The organism is Rhizobium sp. BK619, from assembly GCF_014195245.1.
GTDB lineage: Bacteria > Pseudomonadota > Alphaproteobacteria > Rhizobiales > Rhizobiaceae > Rhizobium > Rhizobium acidisoli.
The window spans coordinates 223461-247854 of record NZ_JACIBH010000005.1; the positions used below are offsets into that span (position 1 = coordinate 223461).

Annotated in this window: 23 protein-coding genes; 10 read left to right on the forward strand and 13 right to left on the reverse strand. The window is 61.4% G+C overall.

Annotated elements, in window-relative coordinates; genetic code table 11:
- The first annotated feature begins 64 nt into the window (after positions 1-64).
- Positions 65-595: a DUF1003 domain-containing protein gene (locus tag FHX14_RS11370; RefSeq protein ID WP_012557862.1), complete on the forward strand. Its 531-nt coding sequence runs from the start codon at positions 65-67 to the stop codon at positions 593-595.
- Between the two features lie 100 nt (positions 596-695).
- On the opposite strand, the gene FHX14_RS11375 is transcribed toward FHX14_RS11370, so the two are convergent.
- Positions 696-1094: a GFA family protein gene (locus tag FHX14_RS11375; protein WP_012557863.1), complete on the reverse strand. Its 399-nt coding sequence runs from the start codon at positions 1092-1094 to the stop codon at positions 696-698.
- Positions 1095-1393: 299 nt separating this feature from the next.
- On the opposite strand from FHX14_RS11375, the gene FHX14_RS11380 reads away from it, so the two are divergent.
- The gene (locus FHX14_RS11380; RefSeq protein WP_184377164.1) at positions 1394-3229 is read left to right on the forward strand and encodes an ABC transporter ATP-binding protein; all 1836 of its coding nucleotides are present in this window, start codon (positions 1394-1396) and stop codon (positions 3227-3229) included.
- Between the two features lie 56 nt (positions 3230-3285).
- Here FHX14_RS11380 and FHX14_RS11385 read toward each other — a convergent pair whose 3' ends face one another.
- Entirely contained in the window at positions 3286-4659 is a 1374-nt protein-coding gene (locus FHX14_RS11385) for a 3-deoxy-7-phosphoheptulonate synthase class II (RefSeq protein ID WP_003586134.1), read from the reverse strand.
- Between the two features lie 253 nt (positions 4660-4912).
- Here FHX14_RS11385 and FHX14_RS11390 point away from each other — a divergent pair, with 253 nt between their 5' ends.
- A complete protein-coding gene (locus FHX14_RS11390) occupies positions 4913-6196 on the forward strand; it encodes a vWA domain-containing protein (RefSeq protein ID WP_184377165.1) in 1284 nt (427 codons plus the stop codon).
- A 15-nt stretch (positions 6197-6211) separates the two neighbouring features.
- Here FHX14_RS11390 and gor read toward each other — a convergent pair whose 3' ends face one another.
- Positions 6212-7597 carry a glutathione-disulfide reductase gene (gene gor / locus FHX14_RS11395; protein WP_184377166.1) on the reverse strand — a complete coding sequence of 462 codons (1386 nt, stop codon included), beginning with the start codon at positions 7595-7597 and terminating at the stop codon, positions 6212-6214.
- Positions 7598-7780: 183 nt separating this feature from the next.
- Between gor and FHX14_RS11400 the strand changes: the two genes are divergently transcribed.
- Positions 7781-7999 carry a hypothetical protein gene (locus FHX14_RS11400; protein WP_003579675.1) on the forward strand — a complete coding sequence of 73 codons (219 nt, stop codon included), beginning with the start codon at positions 7781-7783 and terminating at the stop codon, positions 7997-7999.
- Between the two features lie 45 nt (positions 8000-8044).
- Here FHX14_RS11400 and FHX14_RS11405 read toward each other — a convergent pair whose 3' ends face one another.
- The 3 genes from FHX14_RS11405 to rpiA all read right to left on the reverse strand — a co-directional run bounded on the left by FHX14_RS11405 (position 8045) and on the right by rpiA (position 9707).
- Positions 8045-8329: an acylphosphatase gene (locus FHX14_RS11405; protein WP_184377167.1), complete on the reverse strand. Its 285-nt coding sequence runs from the start codon at positions 8327-8329 to the stop codon at positions 8045-8047.
- A 94-nt stretch (positions 8330-8423) separates the two neighbouring features.
- Complete coding sequence (locus FHX14_RS11410; RefSeq protein WP_184377168.1) at positions 8424-8993, reverse strand: DUF2059 domain-containing protein; 570 nt, start codon at positions 8991-8993, stop codon at positions 8424-8426.
- Positions 8994-9008: 15 nt separating this feature from the next.
- Positions 9009-9707 (reverse strand): ribose-5-phosphate isomerase RpiA, encoded by a 699-nt coding sequence (gene rpiA, locus FHX14_RS11415; protein WP_003586129.1) that lies wholly within the window; start codon positions 9705-9707, stop codon positions 9009-9011.
- 273 nt (positions 9708-9980) lie between these two features.
- Here rpiA and FHX14_RS11420 point away from each other — a divergent pair, with 273 nt between their 5' ends.
- Positions 9981-10691 carry an HAD family hydrolase gene (locus FHX14_RS11420; protein ID WP_184377169.1) on the forward strand — a complete coding sequence of 237 codons (711 nt, stop codon included), beginning with the start codon at positions 9981-9983 and terminating at the stop codon, positions 10689-10691.
- Between the two features lie 309 nt (positions 10692-11000).
- On the opposite strand, the gene FHX14_RS11425 is transcribed toward FHX14_RS11420, so the two are convergent.
- The gene (locus FHX14_RS11425) at positions 11001-12911 is read right to left on the reverse strand and encodes a murein L,D-transpeptidase (RefSeq protein WP_184377170.1); all 1911 of its coding nucleotides are present in this window, start codon (positions 12909-12911) and stop codon (positions 11001-11003) included.
- A 398-nt stretch (positions 12912-13309) separates the two neighbouring features.
- On the opposite strand from FHX14_RS11425, the gene fumC reads away from it, so the two are divergent.
- Positions 13310-14701 (forward strand): class II fumarate hydratase, encoded by a 1392-nt coding sequence (gene fumC, locus FHX14_RS11430; protein ID WP_179610430.1) that lies wholly within the window; start codon positions 13310-13312, stop codon positions 14699-14701.
- 187 nt (positions 14702-14888) lie between these two features.
- Here fumC and FHX14_RS11435 read toward each other — a convergent pair whose 3' ends face one another.
- Positions 14889-15716, reverse strand: a complete 828-nt coding sequence (locus FHX14_RS11435) for a VCBS domain-containing protein (RefSeq protein WP_184377171.1) — start codon at positions 15714-15716, stop codon at positions 14889-14891.
- A 242-nt stretch (positions 15717-15958) separates the two neighbouring features.
- Between FHX14_RS11435 and FHX14_RS11440 the strand changes: the two genes are divergently transcribed.
- Positions 15959-17566 (forward strand): fumarate hydratase, encoded by a 1608-nt coding sequence (locus tag FHX14_RS11440; protein ID WP_184377172.1) that lies wholly within the window; start codon positions 15959-15961, stop codon positions 17564-17566.
- Between the two features lie 250 nt (positions 17567-17816).
- The gene (locus FHX14_RS11445) at positions 17817-18884 is read left to right on the forward strand and encodes a GGDEF domain-containing protein (RefSeq protein ID WP_003586120.1); all 1068 of its coding nucleotides are present in this window, start codon (positions 17817-17819) and stop codon (positions 18882-18884) included.
- A 24-nt stretch (positions 18885-18908) separates the two neighbouring features.
- Here FHX14_RS11445 and FHX14_RS11450 read toward each other — a convergent pair whose 3' ends face one another.
- Both FHX14_RS11450 and FHX14_RS11455 read right to left on the reverse strand, forming a co-directional pair.
- Positions 18909-19520 (reverse strand): pyridoxamine 5'-phosphate oxidase family protein, encoded by a 612-nt coding sequence (locus FHX14_RS11450; RefSeq protein ID WP_184377173.1) that lies wholly within the window; start codon positions 19518-19520, stop codon positions 18909-18911.
- Positions 19521-19557: 37 nt separating this feature from the next.
- Positions 19558-20538, reverse strand: coding sequence for an alpha/beta fold hydrolase (locus FHX14_RS11455; protein WP_184377174.1), 981 nt, complete (start codon positions 20536-20538; stop codon positions 19558-19560).
- Between the two features lie 47 nt (positions 20539-20585).
- On the opposite strand from FHX14_RS11455, the gene FHX14_RS11460 reads away from it, so the two are divergent.
- Positions 20586-21053 (forward strand): MarR family transcriptional regulator, encoded by a 468-nt coding sequence (locus FHX14_RS11460; protein WP_184377175.1) that lies wholly within the window; start codon positions 20586-20588, stop codon positions 21051-21053.
- 46 nt (positions 21054-21099) lie between these two features.
- On the opposite strand, the gene FHX14_RS11465 is transcribed toward FHX14_RS11460, so the two are convergent.
- Genes FHX14_RS11465 through FHX14_RS11475 form a run of 3 tightly spaced genes read right to left on the reverse strand, consistent with a single transcriptional unit; the run spans position 21100 to position 23070 of the window.
- On the reverse strand, positions 21100-21462 hold the full coding sequence (locus tag FHX14_RS11465) for a pentapeptide repeat-containing protein (RefSeq protein WP_184377176.1): 363 nt from the start codon (positions 21460-21462) through the stop codon (positions 21100-21102).
- Between the two features lie 12 nt (positions 21463-21474).
- Entirely contained in the window at positions 21475-22665 is a 1191-nt protein-coding gene (locus FHX14_RS11470) for a low temperature requirement protein A (RefSeq protein ID WP_184377177.1), read from the reverse strand.
- Positions 22666-22695: 30 nt separating this feature from the next.
- Positions 22696-23070, reverse strand: coding sequence for a DUF971 domain-containing protein (locus FHX14_RS11475; protein WP_003586110.1), 375 nt, complete (start codon positions 23068-23070; stop codon positions 22696-22698).
- A gap of 182 nt (positions 23071-23252) precedes the next feature.
- On the opposite strand from FHX14_RS11475, the gene moaA reads away from it, so the two are divergent.
- Positions 23253-24299 carry a GTP 3',8-cyclase MoaA gene (gene moaA / locus FHX14_RS11480; RefSeq protein WP_184377178.1) on the forward strand — a complete coding sequence of 349 codons (1047 nt, stop codon included), beginning with the start codon at positions 23253-23255 and terminating at the stop codon, positions 24297-24299.
- The last annotated feature ends 95 nt before the right edge of the window (positions 24300-24394 follow it).

Genomic DNA, 24394 nt, shown 5'->3' on the forward strand with positions numbered 1-24394 from the left:
GTTGGAGGAGCGGAATACTGCCCCCAAAAGCGACTTCATCGATAACGGGCACCGGAAACAGGCCATGTCTAATCTTTCGAACTTCATGCACCATCATTTCGACAAGCCGGCCGACGAACTCGGCGACATCGAAAAACGCGTGCTGGCGAAGGCGCACGAGCGCAAGGTCATCTCGACCGATGTCAACGCGGCTCTTTCCGCCGAAGCCTCGTTCGGCGAGCGTGTTGCCGATGGAATTGCCCGTGTCGGCGGCTCCTGGTCTTTCATCCTCGCCTTTCTGGCCTTCCTCGTCGTCTGGACGCTGATCAACACCATCATCCTGGCGACCGGCGCTTTCGACCCCTACCCCTTTGTTTTCCTCAACCTGATCCTGTCGATGCTCGCCGCCATCCAGGCGCCGATCATCATGATGTCGCAGAACCGTCAGGCCGAACGCGACCGCTTCGAGGCCGCCAAGGATTACGAAGTCAATCTCAAGGCCGAACTCGAAGTGCTCTCCCTGCACCAGAAGATCGACATGCGCGTGCTGACCGAGCTGACGGCGCTGCGCGAGGACGTCGCCCGCCTCAGCGCCGAGCTTTCCGCCAGGGGCTAAGCGTGTCGTGCAGAAGTGTGCAGCGGTTTTCCCAAGCAAAGCGCGAAGCGCCTTTGCCACAACGACGTGCGTAAAAACAAAGACCTAAAGCGCGAGGGATTTAGACAGGAAACCTGTCATATTGCGGCAGGCCATCCGATATCTCGTAAAAATCGCCCTTGTCGGCGCAGTAGATATGGTGGCTGAAGGCAAGACCGCTCGGTTCGTCGAAGGCGCCAGCCATAACGGAAACCTCCGGCGATTGGTCCCCCTGCCAGAACAGCGCCGAGCCGCAATTCGAGCAGAAGCCGCGCTGGGCTTCCGCACTCGAGCGATACCAGCGGACCGCGCCGGCATCTTCCACCGAAAGGGCGGTGCGCGGCACATTGACCGCGGCATAATAGAACCCGGTCTGCCGGCGGCATTGCGAACAATGGCAGCCGACGACGGGTCCGGGCTTCGCCCCAATTGAAAATCGCACGGCGCCGCAAAGACAGCCGCCTGTATGCCGTTCGGTCATGATCGCTCTCCCCTTTTATGAAAGAAAATTGCCGCCGATCGCGCTTGCCGTCAAATCCATTCCGCTCAACAAAATCATCAGAAATCTTGAAGGCTGCAGGCCTTGCCGATGCTTGGCTGCTGCGGTCGCCGCTGTTGCTTGCCGACAACACCCGCCCATCCCGTCCCATCCCGGCATTGAATTACTCGCTGTAGTCGGCGATACTGCAGCTCCAATTTCATTCAACCTCCGGGAGACTGACATGAGAGCGACCCTGTCCAAACAGAAAGGAAACATCGCCCACAGGGACATTCTGCCTCATGAATATTCGGTTCTCCCGCGCGAGGAAAAGCTCGCGACGCCATAACGCCTTCCTGAAACTCTTCCTGGACGATTCCAACGTCGACCGCGGCCGGCGCTGGTCGCGCATGCGAAAATTTCTCTCCTATTATCGCCCACATCTGCCTTTGCTGCTGGCGGATCTGCTGTGCGCCATCCTCGTCGCCGGCACGGCGCTCGCCATGCCGCTCTGCGCCAATATCGTCACCAGCCGTCTTCTGTCTCTGCCTAACGCCCCGGAGGCCTTCGCCCAGATCCTCGGGATGGGCGGTGTCATGCTGGCCGTCCTGGCAGTCCAGATCGCCGCCATCTTCTTCGTCGATTATCGCGGCCACGTCATGGGCGCCCGTATCGAAGCGACGGTGCGGCAGGAACTCTTCGAACACTGCCAGAAGCTCTCCTTCAGCTTCTACGATCGCCAGCGCACCGGCCAGCTGATGAGCCGTATCACCAATGACTCACTCTGGTTGGGCGAACTCTTCCACCACGGCCCCGAGGACCTTTCCATCGCCGTGCTGAAATATGGCGGCGCCATGCTGGTGCTGTTCTTCATCGATCCGCCGCTGGCCGGCCTCATCCTGATGCTGACCCCTGTCGCGGTGATCTATGCGCTGTATTTCAACCGGCGCATGAACCGCGCACTCGAAGCCAGCAAGCATCAGATCGCCGCCGTCAACGAGCGGGTGGAGGATGCGCTCGCCGGCATCCGCGTCGTTCAGTCCTTCGCCAACGAGGCGCTGGAAAGGGAACGCTTCGCCGAGCAGAACCGGCGCTTCCTGCAAAGCCGCGCCGAAGGCTACCGCAGCGAAGCATGGTTTTCGGTGGGCACCGAAACCTTCGCCCAGCTCGTCACCATACTGGTGATCGTCGTTGGAGGCCTGCGTATCCTGACAGCGGAACTGACCGTCCCGGATATGCTGACCTTCCTGCTTTGCGTTGCCGTGCTTGTCGATCCCGTCCAGCGGCTCGCCAATTTCGTGCGTCTCTGGCAGGAAGGCTATACCGGTTTTATCCGGGCGATGGAAATCCTGGAGATCGACCCCGATATCACCGATCGGCCCGCCGCCCGGCCGATGCCGGCGCCAAGGGGAGAGATCAGTTTCTCCAACGTCGCCTTCGGTTACGAGGCCGATGGGCCGCGCGTGCTGGAGCGGCTTTCCCTCACCATCGCGCCCGGCGAGTTCGTTGCCCTCGTCGGTCCTTCAGGGGTCGGCAAGAGCACGCTTTGTGCACTCATCCCGCGCTTCTATGATGTCGAGGCCGGGGCGATCCGCATCGACGGTACCGATATTCGCGATGTGACGCTGGCCTCGCTGCGGCGCCATATCGGGGTGGTACAGCAGGATGTCTATCTCTTTGCTGGCACCGTGGCGGAGAACCTGCGCTACGGCAGGCCCGATGCCGGCGATGCGGAGCTGGAGGCGGCCGCCCGCGCCGCCAATGCGCACGATTTCATCATGGCCCTGCCCGAGGGCTATGACACCGATATCGGCCAGCGCGGCGTCAAGCTCTCCGGCGGGCAGCGCCAGCGCCTGACCATCGCCCGCGCCTTTCTCAAGGATCCGGAGATTCTGATCTTCGACGAGGCGACCAGCGCGCTCGACAATGAGAGCGAACGGGCGGTGCAGCAGGCGCTGCTGAGCCTGGCGAATGGCAGAACCACCCTGGTCATAGCCCATCGCCTGTCGACCGTCCGCCATGCCGACCGCATCCTGGTTCTGACGGCAGACGGCATCGTCGAACAGGGCACCCATGATCAGCTCATGGCGCAAGACGGCGTCTATGCCAATCTCCACAGCGTCCAAGCCAGCATTTGAAGGCAATAAAAAACCCGGCATCGCGCCGGGTTTTTCTTCATTCGTATCGGCTGGTCTCAGCCGTGGGCGACCATGCGCTTCTCGTCGCGGCCGCCCTTCATGCGCTCGGCAAGCAGGAAGGCAAGCTCGAGCGCCTGGTCGGAGTTGAGGCGCGGATCGCAATGGGTGTGGTAGCGGTCCTGCAGATCGTCGGCGGTGACGGCACGGGCGCCGCCGGTGCATTCCGTCACGTCCTTGCCGGTCATTTCAACATGAATGCCGCCGGGATGCGTGCCTTCGGCGCGGTGGATCTGGAAGAAGCTTTCGACTTCCGACAGGATCCGCTCGAAAGGCCGGGTCTTGTAGTTGTTGAGCGTGATCGTGTTGCCGTGCATCGGGTCGCAGGACCAGACGACCTTGCGGCCCTCGCGCTCGACGGCGCGGATCAGACGCGGCAGGTTTTCGGCGACCTTCTCATGGCCGAAGCGGCAGATCAGCGTCAGGCGCCCGGCTTCGTTCGCCGGATTCAGGATGTCGATCAGCTGCAGCAGATCGTCGGCCTGCAGCGACGGGCCGCATTTCAGGCCGATCGGGTTCTTGATGCCGCGGCAATATTCGATATGCGCATGGTCGGCCTGGCGTGTGCGGTCGCCGATCCAGATCATGTGGCCTGATGTTGCATACCAATCGCCGGAAGTGGAATCGACACGGGTCAGCGCCTCCTCGTAGCCGAGCAGCAGCGCCTCATGGCTGGTGAAGAAATCGGTCTCGCGCAGGCTCGGGTGGTTTTCCGAAGTGATGCCGATCGCCGTCATGAAATCCATGGTTTCGCTGATGCGGTCGGCAAGCTTGCGGTAACGCTCGCCCTGCGGGCTGTCCTTGACGAAGCCGAGCATCCACTGATGCACGTTTTCGAGATTGGCGTAACCGCCCATCGCGAAGGCGCGCAGAAGGTTCAGCGTCGCGGCCGACTGGCGATAGGCCATCGCCTGGCGTTCCGGGTTCGGAATGCGCGACTCTTCGGTGAACTCGATGCCGTTGATGATGTCACCGCGATAGGCCGGCAGCGTCACGTCGCCCTGCTTCTCGACATTCGACGAACGCGGCTTGGCGAACTGGCCGGCGATGCGGCCGACCTTGACGACCGGCAGCTGCGCGCCGAAGGTCAGCACGACGGCCATCTGCAGGAAGGCGCGGAAGAAGTCCCGGATATTGTCGGCGCCGTGTTCGGCAAAGCTCTCGGCGCAATCGCCGCCCTGCAGCAGGAAGCCGTTGCCGTCTGCGACATTGGCAAGATGCTTCTTCAGGCGGCGCGCCTCGCCGGCGAAAACGAGCGGCGGATAGCTGGCGAGCTGAGCCTCCGTTGCTGCCAATGCGGCCGCATCCGGATATTCGGGAACCTGCAGGATGGGCTTTTGCCGCCAGCTGCTCGGGGTCCAATTCTCTGCCATCTCACTCACCTCATTCACATCCGTCCCTGGATGCACCTATCCTTGATTGCGGCGGCTTATAGACCTTTAGATCGGGCTTGCAAAGGCCAATCGCCCGAAGCTCCGGGCCGTGCCGCCGCCATCGGCTAAAGCTCGCATATAGGTGGCAAAAATCCCCGTTTCCATCGTTAAACCGGCATATACCACGTCGGTTTCCCCATATTTTAGACTTTGAATGTAGAACCGGGAAGAGTTTCAACATCGGGGACACATCATGGCGATCCTTCCGCCGGGATTCATATCGGATCGTTCGGGCAATTTCGGCATCATGACGGCGTTGCTGATGGTGCCGCTGCTCGGCATGGCAGGCATGGCGGTGGATTTCGCTCACGCCATGAGCCTGCGCACGCAGCTCTTTGCCGCCGCCGATGCTGCCGCCGTCGGCTCGATCGCCGAGAAATCCGGCGCGGTCGCCGCCGCCATGACCATGACCGGCAACGGCACGATCTCGCTCGGCAAGACCGACGCCCGCAGCATCTTCATGTCACAGGTGTCGGGCGAGCTGGCGGATGTTACCGTCGATCTCGGCATCGACGTCACCAAGACGGCCAACAAACTGAACTCGCAGGTTTCCTTCACCGCCACCGTGCCGACCACCTTCATGCGTATTCTCGGCAAGGATTCGATCACCATCTCCGGCGCGGCGACCGCCGAATACCAGACCGCCGCCTTCATGGATTTCTACATCCTGCTCGACAATACGCCCTCGATGGGCGTCGGCGCGACACCCACCGACGTTTCAAAGCTGGAGGCCAAGACAGGTTGTGCCTTCGCCTGCCACCAGATGGATCAGAGCACCAACAATTACACCATCGCCAAAGGCCTCGGCGTCGCCATGCGCATCGACGTGGTGCGCCAAGCGACCCAGGCGCTGACCGATACAGCCAAGGCCCAGCGCGTCAGCAGCGACCAGTTCCGCATGGGCGTTTATACGTTCGGCACCAAGGCCGAGGACGCAAAGCTCACCACGATTTCCGGCCTGACCTCCGACCTGACGAAGGTGAAGAACTATACCGACACGGTCGATCTCATGACCATTCCCTATCAGAACTACAATAGCGACCAGATCACCAACTTCGACAGCGCCATGACGCAGATGAACACCATCATCGATCCGGCCGGTGACGGCACGTCGAACACCAGCCCCGAAAAGATCCTGTTCTTCGTTTCCGATGGCGTCGGCGACAGCTACAAGCCGTCCACATGCACCAAGAAGACGACCGGCGGCCGCTGTCAGGAGCCGATCGACACCTCTTTCTGCAAGCCCTTGAAGGATCGTGGCGTCAAGATTGCCGTGCTCTATACCACCTATCTACCGTTGCCGAGCAACAGTTGGTACAATACCTGGATCAAGCCCTTCCAGAACGAAATCCCGACGAAGATGCAGGCATGCGCCTCGCCCGGCTTCTATTTCGAGGTGTCGCCGACCGAAGGTATCGCGGATGCGATGAAGGCGCTTTTCCTCAAGGTCATCCGTGCGCCGCGCATCACCAGCTAAGCGCACCCGGATGACTCAGACGCGCTGCCCGTCACGGACCCGATAGCTCGGCGCATACATGGTGACGAGCTCTTCGGCCGCCGTCGGGTGCAGCGCCATGGTCTGGTCGAAATCGTCCTTGGTGCAGCCGGCCTTCAGCGTGACGCCGAGCAGCTGCGCCATCTCGCCGGCATCGTGACCGAGGATATGGGCGCCCACCACCTTGCGGCTTGCCGCATCGACGATCAGCTTCATGATCATCCGCTCGGCGCGGCCGGAAAGTGTCGCCTTCAGCGGCCGGAACTGAGCCCGATACACCTCGAGCTCACCGTAACGCTTGCCCGCCTCTTCTTCCGAAAGACCGACAGTGCCGATCTCCGGCTGCGAGAAGACGGCCGTCGGGATCAGCTCGTAGTCCGGCCGGGTCGGATTGTTCTTGTATTCGGTTTCGATGAAGCACATCGCCTCATGGATCGCCACCGGCGTCAGCTGTACCCGGTTGGTGACATCGCCGAGCGCGTAGATGTTCTCGACATTGGTGCGGGAATAGTCGTCGACGATAATTGCGCCGCGCTCGTCGACCGCGACGCCAGCCGCCTCGAGGCCGAGGCCTTCGGTGTTCGGGTCGCGCCCCAGCGCCAGCATGACGACGTCAGCCTGCAGCGTGCCGTTGTTCAACGTCTCCAGAACGAGCCCGCCCTCGCCCTTCGAAACCTTCTGCAGCGTGTCGTGGCAAAGGATGCGAATGCCCTTGGCGACCATCGCCTCGTGCAGCCCGCGCCTCAGATCCTCATCGAAGCGCGACAGGATCTCGGCGCCGCGATAGATCAGCGTCGTCTCGACGCCGAGGCCATGGAAGATATTGGCGAACTCGACGGCGATATAACCGCCGCCTGATATGACGATCGACTTCGGCAGTTCCTCGAGGTGAAAGGCCTCGTTGGAGGAGATGCACAACTCGTGGCCGGGAAGGGCCGCATGCGGGTTCGGCCTTCCGCCGGTGGCGATCAAGATCGTCTTTGCCGTCACCGTCTGGCCTGTTTTCACAAGCCGCACCGTATGGGCGTCGACGAGCTCGGCGCGCGTTTCCAGGATCTCGGCATTGGCGCCGGCAAGTCCCTTCTTGTAAAGGCCTTCCAGCCGGGCAATTTCGACGTCCTTGGCCGCCACCAGCTTCTTCCAGTCGAAGCTGCTTTCGCCGACCGTCCAGCCGAAGCCGGCTGCATCCTCGAAATGCTCATGGAACTGCGAGGCATAGACGAACAGTTTCTTCGGCACGCAGCCGCGGATGACGCATGTGCCGCCGTAGCGGTATTCCTCGGCGATCGCCACCTTTTTGCCGAGCGAGGCGGCGACACGCGCGCCGCGCACGCCTCCGGAACCGCCACCAATGACGAAAAGGTCGTAGTCGTAGGAAGACATGAGGAGCTCCGGAAGGGAATCGCAGGAAGGATGTCCCTGATATAGGGGCGATCGCCCTCAAAACAAAAGCCCGCTCCTGCATCATGCCGTTCCCTTCGCCCGAATCTTCGCGGCAAACGGTTGACCCGGTCGCCTGAGGCTGGCAGGCAAATCCACACAGTAAAAAAGAAGCCGGAGCAAAAGATGGATCAAACTCTCTTCGCCAACCTGTGCAAGGCTGGCAAATTCAAGGAAGCGCTCGGCCTCGCCATCCAAGGCCACGAGAACGAAAAATACGCGCCGAGCCGCTTCGCAATGGACAAGAAGACAGGACTGCCGATCTTCTACCGCGGCAACAAGCGCGTCGAGCCGGATGAAACGGGCGTATGGCAATTGGCCAAGAGTTTGAAAGATTGGGGCTGAGGGTCCGGCGCTCAGAGAGAGTCATCTCCGGGCGGTTTGCCGCTTTCAAGCGGTGATGCGGAAGTCCGTGGGCATTTCCGCAAGCTGGGTCGCTTCCGTCTCGACGCCGGAAACCGATGCTCCCGCAGGTCCGCGGCCGAAACGCGCGATCATTGTCGAGATGGCGGTATCGGATCCTGCGATCAAAGCGGCGACCGATCCGTCCGTTTCATTGCGAACCCAGCCCGTGAGCCCGAGCCGCAACGCCTCCTCGCGCGCCCACATGCGGAACCCGACACCTTGGACCCTGCCTGATACCCGCACGCGCACAGCCTCGTAATGAACAGACATGTTGCCTCGCCAAAGCCTCATTGGTATTGCCGCATCCATCATAGCAAAAAAGCCCGGACGATGCCGGGCTTTTGCAAATCTGCGGAGGCAGCCCTTACTTCTGGGCAGCCGGGGCCGGCGCCGGAGCGGGTGCCACCGGGCTGTCGGTTGCCGGCGGCGGCGCCTTGATGACCTTGGAGAGTTCGGCATTGCTCTGCTTTTCCAGGTCGCGGGAAATGCCCTGCGCCCAGATGTCGGCAGCCTTCGCCGTCTCGCGCGAGGCGACCGGGCCGTCGCGCAGCAGCTTCTTGCCGACGTCGGAATTATAGAATTCGGCGATCGCCTTCAGTTCCTCGGCGGTGAAGGTCTTGGCATAGGTGAGCGCCGCCTCCTTCTCCAGATCGCCGCGGCGCGGCGCCAGTGCCAGCGCCTGCGCGTCGACCGTCGACGAAATGATGTCCTGGTAGTTCGGCGAATCCTGGATCAGGCCGGCCTTCAGGCGCTCGGCAAGGCCGGGCAGGATGTTATCGAACTGGGCGGTGGCGCCGATGGCGTCGATCGCCGCGCGAGAGGCCTTCAGCTGCTCCTCGGAGACCTCCTGCGCCTTGACGGCGGAGCCGAAGGCAAGCCCGGAAAGAACGATGGTCGCAGCGGCAAAACGGCCAAGACCTGCAATGTTCATCATGTGTGTACGCTCCTGTTATCTGTTTGCCTGCAGCGTGCGCGCACCCGCAGGACCGGCAATGATTGCAAGTGCCGCCATATTGATAAAGAGCCCGTGTTCGACGACGCCGGGTATGGAATTCAGCTCGCTCGAAAGCGCCTCTGCATCAGGAATGCGGCCAAAAGATGCATCGATAATGTGATGACCGCCATCCGTGGTAAACTCTCCGTCACCGGATTGGCGCAGGCTGAGTTCGCCGGCAAGGCCGAGCCGGGCCGCGACCTTCTCGATCGCGATCCGTGTCGAGACGAGCCCGAACGGATTGACCTCGATCGGCAGCGCGTAGGCGCCGAGCGTTTCCACAAGCTTGCTCTCGTCGGCAATGACGATCATCCGCTCGGAAGCGGCCGCGACGATCTTTTCGCGCAGCAACGCGCCGCCGCCGCCCTTGATCAATCTCAGCGCCGGATCGACCTCGTCGGCGCCGTCGATCGTCAGGTCGAGTGCCGGAAGTTCATCGAGCGACTTCAGCGGCACGCCGAGTTCGACGCAAAGCCGCGCCGTTCTTTCAGACGTCGGAACGCCTTCGACCTTGAAGCCGCTTGCGACTTTCTCCGCCAACAGACGAACGAATTCTTCCGCGGTGCTGCCGGTGCCGATGCCGAGGCGCATTCCGTCTTCGACATGGGCAAGTGCGGCCGCGGCGGCCTTGATCTTCATTTCGCGGGCATCCATGCGCCGCCAGCTCCGAATTATTGCGTTGGATGTGCTGTTTACACGGCTCGCTTGGCAAACGAAAGTCAAAATCATCACGGAAAATGAAAAGCCGAAACAAATGCCTGCGGCCTTCCCGGCCCGCATCCGGACGTTGCTTTCCGCCGCGCGATCGCCTACCTCAGGGATGATCCACCGTTCCGGGGGCGACCTGTCGTTCCCAGGGGAAACCTGTCGTGCCTCAGCACGACCTGTCGCTCTCCAGAACGACCCATTGCACAAAGAGACAAACCCTTGACCCCTTCCCACGCCCGCCCGGCACTCATCGTCTTCGATCTCGACGGTACCCTTCTCGATACCCATACGGATCTGGTCGAGAGCCTCAATCATACGATCGCAGCCCTTGACCTCGACCCGGTCAGCTATGACGACCTCACCCATCTCGTCGGCCACGGCGCGCGCGTGATGATCGAGCGCGCCTGCCGCCTGCGCGGCTATCCGCTGGAAAGCGACGCCCTGCCGGCGCTCGTCGAGCGCTTCGTCGCCCATTATGCCGGCAACATGCCCGGCCATACCGAACCCTATCCCGGCCTCGTCGCCGCGATGGACCGGCTTAAATCTACCGGTTACCGCCTCGCCGTCTGCACCAACAAAATGGAAAGCCTGGCGCTCGGCCTGCTCGAGAAGCTCGACCTCGTCGGCTATTTCGACGCCATCACCGGCGGCGACAGCTTCGCCGTGCGCAAGCCCGACGCCCGCCACCTCACCGGCACCATCGAACGCGCCGGCGGCGACATCACCCGCAGCGTGATGATCGGCGACAGCATCAACGATATCGCCGTGGCCAGGAATGCCGGCGTCCCGTCGATCGCCGTGCCTTTTGGCTATTCGGACGTGCCGGTTTCCAACCTGGATCCGGATATGATCATCACCCATTACGATGAGCTGACGCCGGAACTGGTGGAGCGGCTGCTGCGGGATTATGCGGTGAAGGTCGCGGTCTGAGGCGAGCCCCCTTCTGCCCTGCCGGGCATCTCCCCCACAGGTGGGGAGATTGGCTGGGAGCGCTGGCTTCCCCAAACAACTGACGTCGCAGCCCGACGAAACAGTAGATGGGTGCGAAGGTTTGGTCACTTGTGTTCTCCCCACCTGTGGGGGAGATGCCCGGCAGGGCAGAGGGGGGCCGGCACGGCACACCCTTTCCTTCGTAATTCCTAGCTAGGCTTAAGCCCAGAACGGCGCCGTTGGCATCTCGTCCAAACCAAAACGGGCGGCCCACAGGCCGCCCGCTCCATAATCCAATAAAAACCTACGTCAGATCTGCGCGCCACGCGCCTTGGTCGTCGCGTCGAAGGCCTTGTCGACATAACCGTCGCGGCCATAAACGTCGTCGAAATATTCCACCACGCCGTCCTTGTTCGGCCAGGCGGTGAAGTAGGAGACGTAGACCGGGATCTTCTGCGGCACCTTCACAGCATGGTTCTGCCCGCTGGCGATCTGCTTGGCGACGTCGTCGACCGTCGTGCCGAGCACGGCAGCTGCCATCGCACGCGGATTGGCAAGGCGGACGCAGCCGTGGCTCAAAGCCCGCATGTCGCGCTTGAAGAAGCTCTTCGACGGCGTGTCGTGCATGTAGATCGCGTGGCTGTTCGGGAACAGGATCTTCAGTTCGCCGAGCGCATTGTCGCTGCTTGGCGGCTGGCGCACCGAGACGTTATTGGTCGAGCCGTACCAATCGACGCTCGACGAGGCGACGGCATGGCCGTTCACCTCGACTTCATAGCCGAGCTGGTCGAGATAGTTCGGATCCGAACGCAGCTTCGGCAGCATCTCGTTGATGATGATCGACTGCGGCACACCCCAGAACGGGTTGAACTCCACAGTCTCGATCTCGTCGTCGAAGAAATAGGTCTGATTGTTCTTGCCGCCGACAACCACCCGCATCGACAGCTGTTCCTTGCCGTCATTGTGGTAATAGACCATGAAGGCCGGCTGGTTGATCATCACGTAACGGGAACCGAGATCCTCCGGCAGCCAGCGCGCCTGCTCCATGGCGACGACGAGCTTGTCGATCTTCGAGGCATTGGTATCGCCGCCGGTCATGGCGCGCACGGTCGCCTGGCCGATGACGCCATCGGCTTTCAGTCCGCGCTCCTGCTGGAAGGCCTCGACCAGCGAGACGATATCGGGAGAATAGTCGCTGCTGCCTGCGTAAGCGGCAAGCGTTGCCGCGTGATCGGTCTTCAGCGTTTCGGACCCATGCTTGCCGATCGCCTTGACGATATTGGCAATCTCGGGCGAGCTGTCGCCAGGCTTCAGCGACTTGTCGAGCGAAACGACGATTCGCTCCTCGTTGCCGCCGTCGGCTGCGCGAAGCTTGGCAAGCTCCGCCTTCAGTGCCTCAAACTGAGCACCATCGGGCGAGCGGCTGGCGATGTAGGCGCCGACATCGGGGCTCATGCGGGCAAGCTTCAGCACCGACGTCAGATTCACCGCCTTGCGCTGAAAGTCATGATAGCCGGAAATCTTGTTCGGATCGATGCGGCCACGCACGGTGTCCTGCACGAAAGCCAGCACCTTGGCGGAGAGTTCGAGCTCAAACTGCGTCAGCGCCCGGTCGCGGAAGGCGGGATCGGGATTGGCCGGGTCAATCGCCGGCGCCTGGACCGTGTAATCGGCAGGGTCGAGACCGACGGAGGCCGCATCGGCAAGTGTCGCCATCGCCGACTTGGCGCGGTCGTTGATCTGGTTGCCATCGACCCAGACGAGCGGATTGCGGCTGTCGCCGTAATAGGCTTCGAGCACCTTTGCGACGTCCGCATTGGCGCGCACCTTGGCCTGCGCCAGGAAACGGCGCTGGACTGCGGGTTCGGCGCTGGCATCGCCGCTCGCCGAAACATCGGCGACCGCGCCGGTGACGACCGGATCGGCGAACTTGCCGGTATCGACGAATTGCAACGTCTCGGCTTTGTAGGTGTAATAACGCGGGCCGCTTACCTTCGGCAGCGGCGCCTCCGGATCGAGCCCACCGAGCGAGCCGCCAACCGCGCCGCGCGGCACCGGCCGGCCGGGCGCCTGATCCATGAAGATGGTGCTCTGGGTCCGCTGCTTGTCGCCGCGCAGCATGTCCATCAATGTATAAGCATGCGCGGGTGCGGCACTCATAACCGCCACGCCGCAGGAAATTGCCAATGCGGATGCCGCGCTTTTCAAAACGAACGTCATATATCTTCCAGTCCCGGTGTCATGCTGTTCTCAGCTCAAATCCCGCGAAACTCAGCGTCCGGCTCATTGATCAGAAACCGGCCTGCGCCGCCAGCGCCGGCGGACTCAATTTTGTGTGACGGAGATCCTGCGCGGCGCTGCGCAGAAGTTCACACAAAATTATGAAATTATTAGTTAATTTTTTACCGAATTTTCGCATCCGGGCCAGTGGGACGAAATCGCCTGGACGCATAAAATTTTCAAAGTGGCCGAAAAAGCACGCCCTACAACCCACCCAAACATGACTTTCAATTTCAATATTTCGCACAGGGTCCGGTTTTCTTGTCGGGCGTTCCAACCTATAAGACCTCATCTTGCTCGGATGACCGAAAACAGCATGTAAAGGGAAGGCAAGGCCGATGACCGCAACCCGCACCGAAACCGATACTTTTGGCCCGATAGACGTCGCCGCCGACCGATATTGGGGCGCCCAGGCCGAGCGTTCGCTCGGCAATTTCAAGATCGGCTGGGAAAAGCAGCCGCTGTCGATCGTGCGTGCCCTCGGCATCGTCAAGCAGGCGGCCGCCCGCGCCAACATGTCGCTCGGCCAGCTCGACCCCGCGCTTGGCCAAGCCATCGTCGATGCCGCCCAGGAAGTGATCGACGGCAAGCTCGACGAGCATTTTCCGCTTGTCGTCTGGCAGACCGGTTCGGGCACGCAGTCCAACATGAATGCCAATGAGGTGATCTCCAATCGTGCCATAGAAATGCTTGGCGGCGTCATGGGTTCCAAGAAGCCGGTGCATCCGAACGATCACGTCAATATGAGCCAGTCGTCGAACGACACCTACCCGACGGCGATGCATATCGCCTGCGCCGAACGGATCGCCCATCACCTGCTGCCAAGCCTCAAGCACCTGCATGCCGCCCTCGACATGAAGGTCACCGAATTCAGCCACATCATCAAGATCGGCCGCACCCACACCCAGGATGCCACACCGCTGACGCTCGGCCAGGAATTTTCGGGTTATGCCGCCCAGGTCGGCTCCGCCATCAAGCGCATTGAAATGACTCTGCCCGGCCTCTGCGAACTCGCCCAGGGCGGCACCGCCGTCGGCACCGGCCTCAATGCGCCGGTGGGGTTTGCCGAAAAGGTCGCCGAAGAGATTGCCGCCATTACCCAAATGCCCTTCGTCACCGCGCCGAACAAGTTCGAGGCGCTCGCCTCGCATGACAGCATGGTCTTTTCCCACGGCGCCATCAATGCGGCGGCTGCCGCCCTCTTCAAGATCGCCAACGACATCCGCCTGCTCGGCTCCGGCCCGCGCGCCGGCCTCGGCGAACTGGCGCTGCCGGAAAACGAGCCCGGCTCCTCGATCATGCCCGGCAAGGTCAACCCGACCCAGTGCGAGGCCCTGACCCAGGTCTGCATCCACATCTTCGGCAATCATGCCGCGCTGACCTTCGCCGATAGCCAGGGCCATTTCGAGCTCAACGTCTACAATCCGATGATGGCCTATAATTTCCTGCAATCGGTGCAGCTGCTGGCCGACGCCGCAGTCTCCTTCACCGACAATTGCGTCGTCGGCATCGAAGCGCGCGAAGACAACATCAAGGCCGGCCTCGACCGCTCGCTGATGCTGGTGACCGCCCTTGCCCCGAAGATCGGCTACGACGCAGCCGCCAAGATCGCCAAAACCGCGCACAAGAACGGCACGACGCTGAAGGAAGAGGCACTTGCGAGTGGACTGGTCTCGGCGGAGGATTACGATGCGATCGTCCGGCCGGAAACGATGATCGGCCCGAAATAGGTTAGTTGGGGTGGTATGCCGCCTCTCCTCCCTCATTCCTGTGCTCGTCACAGGAATCCAGCCACGGCGCGTCCGCGCCGTGAATGAATCAGATCGTAACGAAAAAGTCTCTCGCGCCCAAAGACTTGGGCGCACTGGATTCCTGTGACAAGCACAGGAATGAGGGAGATAGACGTGCCGGCAAACCTCAAACCAACAGCGAAAAATTGTCCATCACGACAGAATTTCCCATGAAATCGAAGCGGACTTCTTCAATGTCTTCGAGATTCACCTCGAGACTGGGGCCAGTGACCTCAAGCTCCTGCTGATAGACAATCTGGCCGTCGTTCAGGGCAGTGAGCGTCAGGTGAAAGGGCAATGCGGACAGTTCTGCGATCGAGACGCTCTGAAAGGTGAAATCCCCGCCGTCGACCATTTTCAACGTCACGGGCGCCGAACCGGGGGATAGGACGGTATCGCTGAAGCCGTCCTCGGTGATGGCGTCGACGCCCGGGATGGTATCGTAGACGAACCCGTTCAGAAGCGTCAGTTCCTGACTGCCGTTCACGGAGAGCGCAAAGCCCCGATAGTCGGGAAGGAAGAAATTATCCGCCCTCGACGTGACGCCCATGTCGTCGAAATCCAGGACCTCGTGGTATTTTTCGCCTTCGTTGACGCCGTCGATCGCCAGCGTCAGCACGCCGAGGTCCGTGCCCCCTGAGCCATCGGACATCTTGTAGCTCAGCGTCTCGATGAGCTGATCGTATTTCCCTAAATTCTTCACCACGTCGAGCGTGTAGTCCAGCTCATATGTGAAGTGACCGTCAGGTTTCACCTTGAAGGTTCCGTACTTGCCCTCAATGATCGTTTCATGGTCAGGCCCATGTTTGGCGTCGATACGCACGCCATTGACGAAGCGGGCATACATATCCGCTTCCTCGGGATCGCTGGCGAGGCGCAGCAGATCTCCGCGGATCCAATTGTTTTCGAAAAAAACGAGAAGGTCGTCGACAGCAGTTGGCTTTGCATTTGTCATTGGAAGCCCCGGCAGGTTAACGCTGCCGGGAATATGAACTGGCCCCGAGCGGAAATCAACCTGAAGTCGTCGGCTTCGATTTCGCCTTTTCCATCACTCGCCTACCGCGTGTATCATGCCGACTGCATACCGCGGCACGACATGGCTCCTCTCCACAGTCCGGCCGCATCCAGATTGCTTTTGCCCCGCGGCGGATTTAGACCGGTTCCAAATTAGCGACGCACACCAGAAAGGTCACTTCGATGGCTGACGATCTCTTCCCGCTCGGCAAGGACACCACCCCCTATCGCAAGATCAGCGGCGACTATGTCTCGGTCGACAGCTTCAAGGGCCAGGAGATCCTGACCGTCGAGCCGGAAGGCATCCGCCTGCTTGCCGAAACCGCCTTTGCCGACATCAACCATCTGCTGCGCCCCGGCCACCTGAAGCAGCTCGCCTCGATCCTCGATGATCCGGAGGCGACGGACAATGACCGCTTCGTCGCCTACGACCTGTTGAAGAATGCCAATATCGCCGCCGGCGGCGTGCTGCCCATGTGCCAGGATACAGGGACGGCGATCATCATGGGCAAGAAGGGCCGCCGGGTCTGGACCGAGGGCGGCGATACCGCCGCACTCGCCCGCGGCGTCATGGATGCCTATGAGAAGAAGAACCTGCGTTATTCGCAGCTCGCGCCGGTGAAAATGTTCGAGGAGAAGAACACCCGAAATAACCTGCCGGCCCAGATCGACATCTACGAGGAAGGCACCGACGCCTATGAATTCCTCTTCGTCGCCAAGGGCGGCGGCTCGGCCAACAAGACCTTTCTCTACCAGGGCACGCCCTCGCTGCTGACGCATGATCGGATGATCGACTTCCTTAAGGAGAAGATCCTGACGTTAGGGACGGCAGCCTGTCCCCCCTACCATCTGGCGATCGTCATCGGCGGCACCTCGGCCGAGATGAACCTGAAAACCGTCAAGCTCGCCTCGACCCGCTATCTCGACGAGCTGCCGACCGAAGGGTCCGAAAGCGGCCACGCCTTCCGCGATCTCGAGATGGAGAAGGAAATCCACAGACTGACACAGCAGATGGGCGTCGGCGCCCAGTTCGGCGGCAAATATTTCTGTCACGACGTGCGTGTCATCCGCCTGCCCCGCCACGGCGCTTCGCTGCCGATCGGCCTCGGCGTCTCCTGTTCCGCAGACCGCCAAGCCAAAGGCAAAATCACCCGCGACGGCATCTTCATAGAACAGCTCGAAAGCGATCCGTCGAAATACATGCCGGAGATCGATGAGGCAAAACTGTCGGAATCGACGGTGCATATCGACCTCAACCGGCCGATGGCCGACGTGCTTGCCGAACTGTCGAGACATCCCGTCAAGACGCGCCTGTCGCTCACCGGCACGATCATCGTCGCCCGCGACCTGGCCCATGCCAAGATCCGCGAGCGGCTGGAAAAGGGCGAAGGCATGCCCGATTACCTGAAAAACCACCCGGTCTACTATGCCGGCCCCGCCAAGACGCCGGCCGGTTACGCCTCCGGCTCCTTCGGCCCGACGACGGCCGGCCGCATGGACAGCTACGTCGACCAGTTCCAGTCCTTCGGCGGCTCGATGGTGATGCTCGCCAAGGGCAACCGGTCACGGGCGGTGCGCGAGGCCTGCAAGAAACACGGCAGCTTCTACCTCGGCTCGATCGGCGGCCCCGCCGCCCGCCTCGCCCAGGACTGCATCCGCAAGGTCGATGTCTTCGAATATCCCGAGCTCGGCATGGAAGCGGTGTGGAAGATCGAGGTCGAAGACTTCCCCGCCTTCATCGTCATCGACGATAAGGGCAATGATTTCTTCCAGGAATTGAACCTGGGGTGATATCGACAAGTCGAATACGATCTCCTCAAGAGAAGAACTGTAAGTTTTTCAGACACCACTCCTATACAATGAGTATGCACTGTCTCGCCAAAGAGCCGTTTTTACGTGCAGAATCATGGGCCTGCCGGAAGTATTGACCTATAGGGCAATTGTCGTATGTAGTATTTGGTATATATCGCTTTAATCTTTTCCCAAGAAATTTAAGCTACCAAATAGAATATTGCCTTTGAATATATGAGGAGTTCGCCGGATGAATACGGCTGTCGCGCCCAAGGTGCAGGTTCCCGATGTTGCGGGCCAGATCACCTATGCCATGCGCTCGATGGGCGTTGCGCCGATACCGCGCAATTACGAACTCTTCTACGAGGCCTATATCGGCTCCAATCCGGCGCTCACCCGGGAGCTTTCAGCGCTCGGCAGCCAGGCGACGCAGGCCGAACTCGACGCGCTCGGCGCGCAATATTTCACCAGCAGCCCGGCTCGCGTCGTCGATGACGCCCATACCCGCATATCAGGCGAACTCGATGGCCTGCTGCGGATCCTGAGGCAGGAACAGAGTTCGCTCGAAAGCTATACCAGATTGCTCGGCGAGACCCATAAGCGCATCACTTCCAAGAGCAATGCAAGCGTCGAGCTGATCGAAAACGCCATCGAACTTTTGAGCCAGGCGACCGGCGACACCATGGCGCACGGCGAACGCACCGTCGAGGACGTCGTCCAGCGCTCGCAGGAGATGGACCAAGTCCGCAAGGAACTCGACGAATACAAGCGGATCGCCAACACCGATTCGCTGACGCGCCTGTCCAACCGCCGCGCCTTCGACGAGCGCCTCGCCGCCGTCTTCAACAATCCCGGCATGCGGCCGGTGACGGCCCTGCTGCTCGCCGACATCGACAATTTCAAGAAGATCAACGACACCTACGGCCATCCCGTCGGCGACAAGATCCTTGCCACCGTCGCCTCCGTCATCCGCAGCAACGTCCGGCGTGACGTCTTCGTCGCCCGCGCCGGCGGCGAGGAATTCGCCCTCATCATCGACGGCAATACGCCTGAGGAAATCACGGCAATCGCCGAGCGCATTCGCCGCACGCTGGAAACGACCCCGTTCAAGAATTCGCGCACGCGGGTCAATTACGGGCCGATCACCGTCTCGATCGGCATCTGCATGGCCTCCAGCGCCGAGGATGCCGGCGAACTCTACAGCAAGACCGACATCGCCCTTTACGGCGCCAAGAATGCCGGCCGCAACTGCACAATCCTCTATCAGGACGGCATGCAGAAGGATTTCACCAAGAGCTGGCTGATCTACAAGACCTGACGGCCGTTCCGCGCCACGGCGGTTTTACCACATCGTCTTCGCCGCGCGGCCGGGCCATTCCCGGTCGTAGGTTTCCTGGTCGAAATCGCCGACCGCGGCCTTCAGCATCTGGCCGGGACTGGGTAGCTTTGCGGGATCGGCGAAATGCTCAGCGTTCCATAGTTCGGCCCGCATCACGGCGCGCGCGCACTGGAAATAGACCTCGTCGATCGAGATGACGACGACGGTGCGCGGATGTTTGCCGTCCATCTCGAAGCTTGCAAGCAGCGCCTCGTCATCCGAGACGATGCCGCGGCCGTTGATGCGCATCGTCGTGTTCGAGCCCGGGATCAGGAACAGCAGCGCAAGCCTGGGATCACGCACGATATTGGAGAGTGAATCGACGCGGTTGTTGCCGCGCCAGTCCGGCAGATGCAGCGTCTCGTCGTCGACGACGCGCACCACGCCGCCGAGATCGCCGCGCGGCGAACAGTCGAGCCCTTCCGGCCCGACGGTCGCAAGTGCTGCGAAGGGCGAGATATCGATCATCGCCCGATAGAGCGGCGTCAGCCGCTTGGTCACCTTGTCGACCGAGGCCTGTGACAGGCCGGCGCCGTAGATCCTGTTGAGCTCTTCGATGCTGCTGATGATTTTCATGAGGCGTCCCGCCGCGGCTTGATCGTTGCGACGGACGCTACAATGCCGCGCGCCGCGCCGGAAGCTCAAAAAACGGAATGATCTCCGCATCTTTTTTGATGCTTTCGTCGGAAACACCCTCTTCGCCCCGATCGCCGTCGAGAAATGCCGCGATCACGGCAAGCACCGGCGCCGCGCCAACGATGCGCCGATGGCCGAAGCCGTTCGCCCAGAACAGCCGGACCTCCCTTCCGGCGGCCTGATAGCGCCTGGCATGGGCCGGCGGCACCTCCTTGTCGTCCTCGGCATGGATGACGAGCACCGGCCGGCCGATTGCGCCCGCCGTATTGCCGGCATCGAACTCGTCAAGTCTCCGGCCGGTGACGCGCTGGACTTCCGTCTCCAGCGCCCCTTGCGCAGCTGCGCGAAGGCCAATCATCCGGCCGAAATCGGTAAACAGCCAGGCCATCTCACTTGGCGCGCCGATCAGCACCAGCCGCTCGCAGGCAACAGGCGCCACGCCGGGCAACAGGCCCGCCGCTGAAACCATCAGCGCCGCACCGCCAAAGGAATGGCCGATAACCGCATCGAAGGCGCCGAAGCGAGCCGCGGCCGCGGCGATCGCTCCGACCGCAAGCCCCATGTGCAGGAAACGCCCGGCCGCCCGCCCGTGGCCGGGAAAATCGAGCGCCACCACCTCCGCACCCGTTGCCGCAAGCATCGAAACCAGCTCGGCCATATATTCGGCGCTCGAGCCCCAGCCATGCGTCACCAGGAAACGCCGGCGTTTTCCCAGCGCCCCGCCATTCAGCCGATAGGCATGCGCTTTCGCCCCGTCGGCGAGCTTGAGAGTGAAGCGCTCGGCGCCGGCCAGCCGGGCCGCGCCCGCGGCATGCGCCGCCTTCGCCCTTGCTCCCTTCGGCCGCGGCGACGGTGTGCGGCAGAACAGCCGGAACGCCGCCCTGCCCGCCAGATCGGGCGAAATCGCCTGCAGAGCCGAAAACCCCAGACGGGTGACCTCAAGCGCAAAATTTGCCATAGTGAGAATCCAAAAGACTGTTCAACACTGAACAATAAAGTACAACGATGAACAAAAATCAATCCCTTCCCTGGGATCATCCGCGTTTTCGCAGTTGGATCGCGGTGGCGCGCGCCTGCCAGCTGATGCAGCAATCGCTGACGCGCTCGCTTGCCTATCTCGACATCAAGCCGCCGCACCTCGACATTCTGATCAATCTCTACCGTTTCGAAGGCATCTCGCAGCAGGAGCTGGCGCGCAAGCTGCTGGTCGGCCGCTCCAATATGAGCATGCTCTTGCCGCAGATGGAAAAGCGCGGGCTGATCGAGCGGCGCGGCGACGAACGAGACAAGCGCGTGCTGCGCCTCCACCTCACCGGCGAAGGCCGAAGGTTGACCGAGGCGGCGATGGCGATCCAGACCGACCTCATCGAACGCACGCTCTCCGACGAGCCGATCGAGCAATGCATGGCGACCGCAGATTCTATGGAGCGCATCATCGGCGCGTTGCTACAGGATCTCAGGGACGAGGACTAAATCTCGTTCAGCAGATCGATTTCGTAGGAATTGTCGCCAGCCACCCTCAGTGTGACGGCAATTCGCCCTTGCCGAAAATATGCCCGAAGGCACCGGCCTTTTCGAAGATAGCGCCCGTCAGATCCGCGCCATTGAAGACGGCCGCATCGATTGCCGATCCGAGGAAGGTTGCCGATGCCAACCTTGCGCCCGAAAAGTCGCAGGTTTTTACATTGCAATCGGAAAAGTCTGCGCCTTCAAGGTTCGCGCTTGCGAAGCTCGCAACAATGAAACTTCCGGCGAAGACCGCCCCGCGAAGATCGGCATGGCTAAAATCGTAAGCTCCATCGTCGAGTTCCAGCCCCCGAAAATTGCGTTCTCCTGCTGCATAGCGGGCCAGAATTTTTTCGGATGTGATGTCACGGCTCATACCGGCAGGTCCTCAATGCAGCGTCGGCGCCGGCGATGTACCGCTCAGCGAGCGGTATTCCCAGGCGGCGACGACGATCAGCACCAGCGTCGCCAGAATGCCCAGCAGATAGATCTCGATGAAGGGTGCCGCGAAGGCAAGCAGGATCAGCAACACCAGGCCGGCCAGATGCGACAGCGGCAGCTGCCCGCTGGTCGCGCCCTTGAACCAGAGATTGCCGATCAGGAACAGGGCGGAGCCGCCGAGCACCGCGGCTGCGATGCCGAAATCGCCCATCTCGTGCGGATGCGAGAACATGAACTCGACGGCAACCGCATGGACGATGATGCCGGCGAGGATCGGGATATGCCCGTAGGTGAAAGCCTGCCGCGCCAACGCTCCCGGCGTCGCCTCATGCTCGATGCGGTGGGCGGCGCGCCCGTGGCCAAAACGGAAATAAAGCCACCACATGGCGACCGTTCCGATGAAACCGGTGATGAAGACGATGCCGGTCAGCCCCGAAACCGGCAGCTCCGAAAAGGTGCGGCCGGAAACCAGGATCGCCTCGCCGAGGCAGATGATGACGAAGAGCGCACAGCGCTCGGCCATATGCGCGCCGGAAACGTCCCAGTCGCTCGGCTTCGAGCGGCCGAGCCCGGGCACGGCAAAGCCCGCGGCCGGGCCGGCATATTCGATCGCCAGCGCGATCACCCAGGCGATCAGCCGGGCCTCATGCTCGAGCAGCCCGCCGGCGATCCAGAAGACGGCGGCCACCACGAGCCAGGTGGTGATGCGAATAAAATTCAGCGTATTGGCGCGGTCGACGCGTGTCATCGCATAGGTGGTAAACAGCGAGCGCCCGACCTGCATCGCCACATAGGCGCCGGCAAAGAGCAGCCCCTTGTCGCCGAAGGCCTCGGGAATGGAGGCTGACAGCAGCAGCCCGAGCATCATCAGCGCCACCAGCATGCCGCGCACCGGCATCTTGTCGGGATCGAGCCAGTTGGTCACCCAGGCGGTGAAAATCCAAACCCACCAGACGGCAAAGGTCATCAGCGCCGCTTCGGCGGCACCGAGCGGCGTATAATGGGCGGCAAGCGCATGCGAAAGCTGCGAGATCGAAAAGACGAAGACCAGATCGAAGAACAGTTCGAGAAAGGTCACCTTGCTGCCGGCCGCGCTCCCCTTGGCGCGCAGCCAGTTCTTTCCGTTCGTTTTCGCCATATGGCCCCCCGATGGCTGGTTATGTGAAATTCAGCGCGGCTTTTCCGCCGTGTCGCGGTTCATGCCCTTTTCTTTAAGTTCGTCCTCATAGGCCGAAAACAGCTCGGCGCCCCGTTCGCCGAGTTCGCGCAGATAGGTCCAGGTGTAGATGCCGGTATCGTGCATGTCGTCGAAGCCGATCCTGACGGCATAATTGCCGGTCGGCGTCATCGAGATGATCGCGACGTTGCGCTTGCCCGGCACCGTCACCCGCTGTCCCGGCCCGTGGCCCTGCACCTCGGCCGACGGCGACAGCACGCGCAAAAGCTCGGCCGACAGGTCGAAGCTCTGGCCGTCGTCGAAGGTTATCGCCAGCCTCTGCCGGTCTTTCGAAACACGAAGTTCGCTCGGCCAGATATCGCTCATCTCTGTCACCTCTTTCCTCTGGAGCAGTAGGCGTTCGCCTTTTTCGAGGCAAGCGCAAATTAGCGTGTGCGAAATCCGTTTCCCTTGACGGCGCAATCACATATGCACACATAGAAAGATATCGCTTGAAAACAGGCAGGCATCTGGTCTGGCGCGCTTCAGATCCGCCCGCGGAGGAATTGGTGAATACGAGAGTCGGAACGATAGGCAACGCATCGCCTCTCACGGCGGATGCACATCCGATGATCGACCCTTTCGGCCGGGCAGTCACCTATCTCCGCGTCTCCGTCACCGATCGCTGCGATTTCCGCTGCACCTATTGCATGGCGGAGAATATGACCTTCCTGCCGAAGAAGGACCTGTTGACGCTTGAGGAACTCGACCGTCTCTGTTCCGCCTTCGTCGCCAAGGGCGTGAAGAAGATCCGGCTCACCGGCGGCGAACCCCTGGTGCGCAAGAACATCATGTATCTGGTCCGCCGGCTCGGCGAAAAGATCGGTTCCGGCCTCGACGAGCTGACGCTGACCACCAATGGCTCGCAGCTGTCGCGCCATGCCGAGGAACTTTATGATTGCGGCGTGCGCCGCATCAACGTCTCGCTCGATACGCTCGACCCCGACAAATTCCGCAAGATCACCCGCTGGGGCGATTTTGCCAAGGTGATGGAAGGCATCGATGCCGCTCAGAAAGCCGGCATCAAGATCAAGCTCAACGCCGTAGCACTCAAGGATTTCAACGACGCCGAGATGCCCGAAATCCTGCGTTTCGCCCATGGCCGCGGCATGGATCTCACCGTCATCGAAACCATGCCGATGGGCGAGATCGACGAGGACCGCACCGACCAGTACCTGCCGCTCTCCGAATTGCGCGCGGATCTGGAGAAACAGTTCACGCTCACCGATATCGATTACCAGACCGGCGGCCCGGCCCGTTACGTCAGGGTCACAGAGACCGGCGGCCGCCTCGGCTTCATCACGCCGATGACCCATAATTTCTGCGAGAGCTGCAACCGCGTCCGCCTCACCTGCACCGGCACGCTCTATATGTGCCTCGGCCAGAACGACGCCGCCGATCTGCGCGCCGCACTCCGCGCCACTGAAGACGACGCCCTCCTCCACGCCGCCATCGACGAAGCCATCACCCGCAAACCAAAGGGCCACGACTTCATTATCGACCGCACGCATAACAGGCCGGCGGTGGCGCGGCATATGAGTGTCACCGGTGGGTGAGACGCGGTCCCGCAAAGCGGGAGCGATCGATCGATCCAGTGAATCGATCGCAGCGTCGAACGCCCTGAGCCCAAGCGAAGGGCCGGGATACAGTG

Coding starts and splice junctions, on each gene's coding strand:
- FHX14_RS11435 (WP_184377171.1), bottom strand. CDS start 15,716: ATGACAAATGCAAAGCCAACTGCTGTCGACGACCTTCTCGTTTTTTTC.
- FHX14_RS11375 (WP_012557863.1), bottom strand. CDS start 1,094: ATGACCGAACGGCATACAGGCGGCTGTCTTTGCGGCGCCGTGCGATTT.
- FHX14_RS11405 (WP_184377167.1), bottom strand. CDS start 8,329: ATGTCTGTTCATTACGAGGCTGTGCGCGTGCGGGTATCAGGCAGGGTC.
- FHX14_RS11465 (WP_184377176.1), bottom strand. CDS start 21,462: ATGAGCCGTGACATCACATCCGAAAAAATTCTGGCCCGCTATGCAGCA.
- FHX14_RS11450 (WP_184377173.1), bottom strand. CDS start 19,520: ATGAAAATCATCAGCAGCATCGAAGAGCTCAACAGGATCTACGGCGCC.
- FHX14_RS11455 (WP_184377174.1), bottom strand. CDS start 20,538: ATGGCAAATTTTGCGCTTGAGGTCACCCGTCTGGGGTTTTCGGCTCTG.
- FHX14_RS11445 (WP_003586120.1), top strand. CDS start 17,817: ATGAATACGGCTGTCGCGCCCAAGGTGCAGGTTCCCGATGTTGCGGGC.
- FHX14_RS11460 (WP_184377175.1), top strand. CDS start 20,586: ATGAACAAAAATCAATCCCTTCCCTGGGATCATCCGCGTTTTCGCAGT.
- fumC (WP_179610430.1), top strand. CDS start 13,310: ATGACCGCAACCCGCACCGAAACCGATACTTTTGGCCCGATAGACGTC.
- FHX14_RS11380 (WP_184377164.1), top strand. CDS start 1,394: ATGAATATTCGGTTCTCCCGCGCGAGGAAAAGCTCGCGACGCCATAAC.
- FHX14_RS11390 (WP_184377165.1), top strand. CDS start 4,913: ATGGCGATCCTTCCGCCGGGATTCATATCGGATCGTTCGGGCAATTTC.
- FHX14_RS11370 (WP_012557862.1), top strand. CDS start 65: ATGTCTAATCTTTCGAACTTCATGCACCATCATTTCGACAAGCCGGCC.
- FHX14_RS11440 (WP_184377172.1), top strand. CDS start 15,959: ATGGCTGACGATCTCTTCCCGCTCGGCAAGGACACCACCCCCTATCGC.
- FHX14_RS11425 (WP_184377170.1), bottom strand. CDS start 12,911: ATGACGTTCGTTTTGAAAAGCGCGGCATCCGCATTGGCAATTTCCTGC.
- FHX14_RS11385 (WP_003586134.1), bottom strand. CDS start 4,659: ATGGCAGAGAATTGGACCCCGAGCAGCTGGCGGCAAAAGCCCATCCTG.
- rpiA (WP_003586129.1), bottom strand. CDS start 9,707: ATGGATGCCCGCGAAATGAAGATCAAGGCCGCCGCGGCCGCACTTGCC.
- FHX14_RS11400 (WP_003579675.1), top strand. CDS start 7,781: ATGGATCAAACTCTCTTCGCCAACCTGTGCAAGGCTGGCAAATTCAAG.
- FHX14_RS11410 (WP_184377168.1), bottom strand. CDS start 8,993: ATGATGAACATTGCAGGTCTTGGCCGTTTTGCCGCTGCGACCATCGTT.
- FHX14_RS11470 (WP_184377177.1), bottom strand. CDS start 22,665: ATGGCGAAAACGAACGGAAAGAACTGGCTGCGCGCCAAGGGGAGCGCG.
- FHX14_RS11475 (WP_003586110.1), bottom strand. CDS start 23,070: ATGAGCGATATCTGGCCGAGCGAACTTCGTGTTTCGAAAGACCGGCAG.
- gor (WP_184377166.1), bottom strand. CDS start 7,597: ATGTCTTCCTACGACTACGACCTTTTCGTCATTGGTGGCGGTTCCGGA.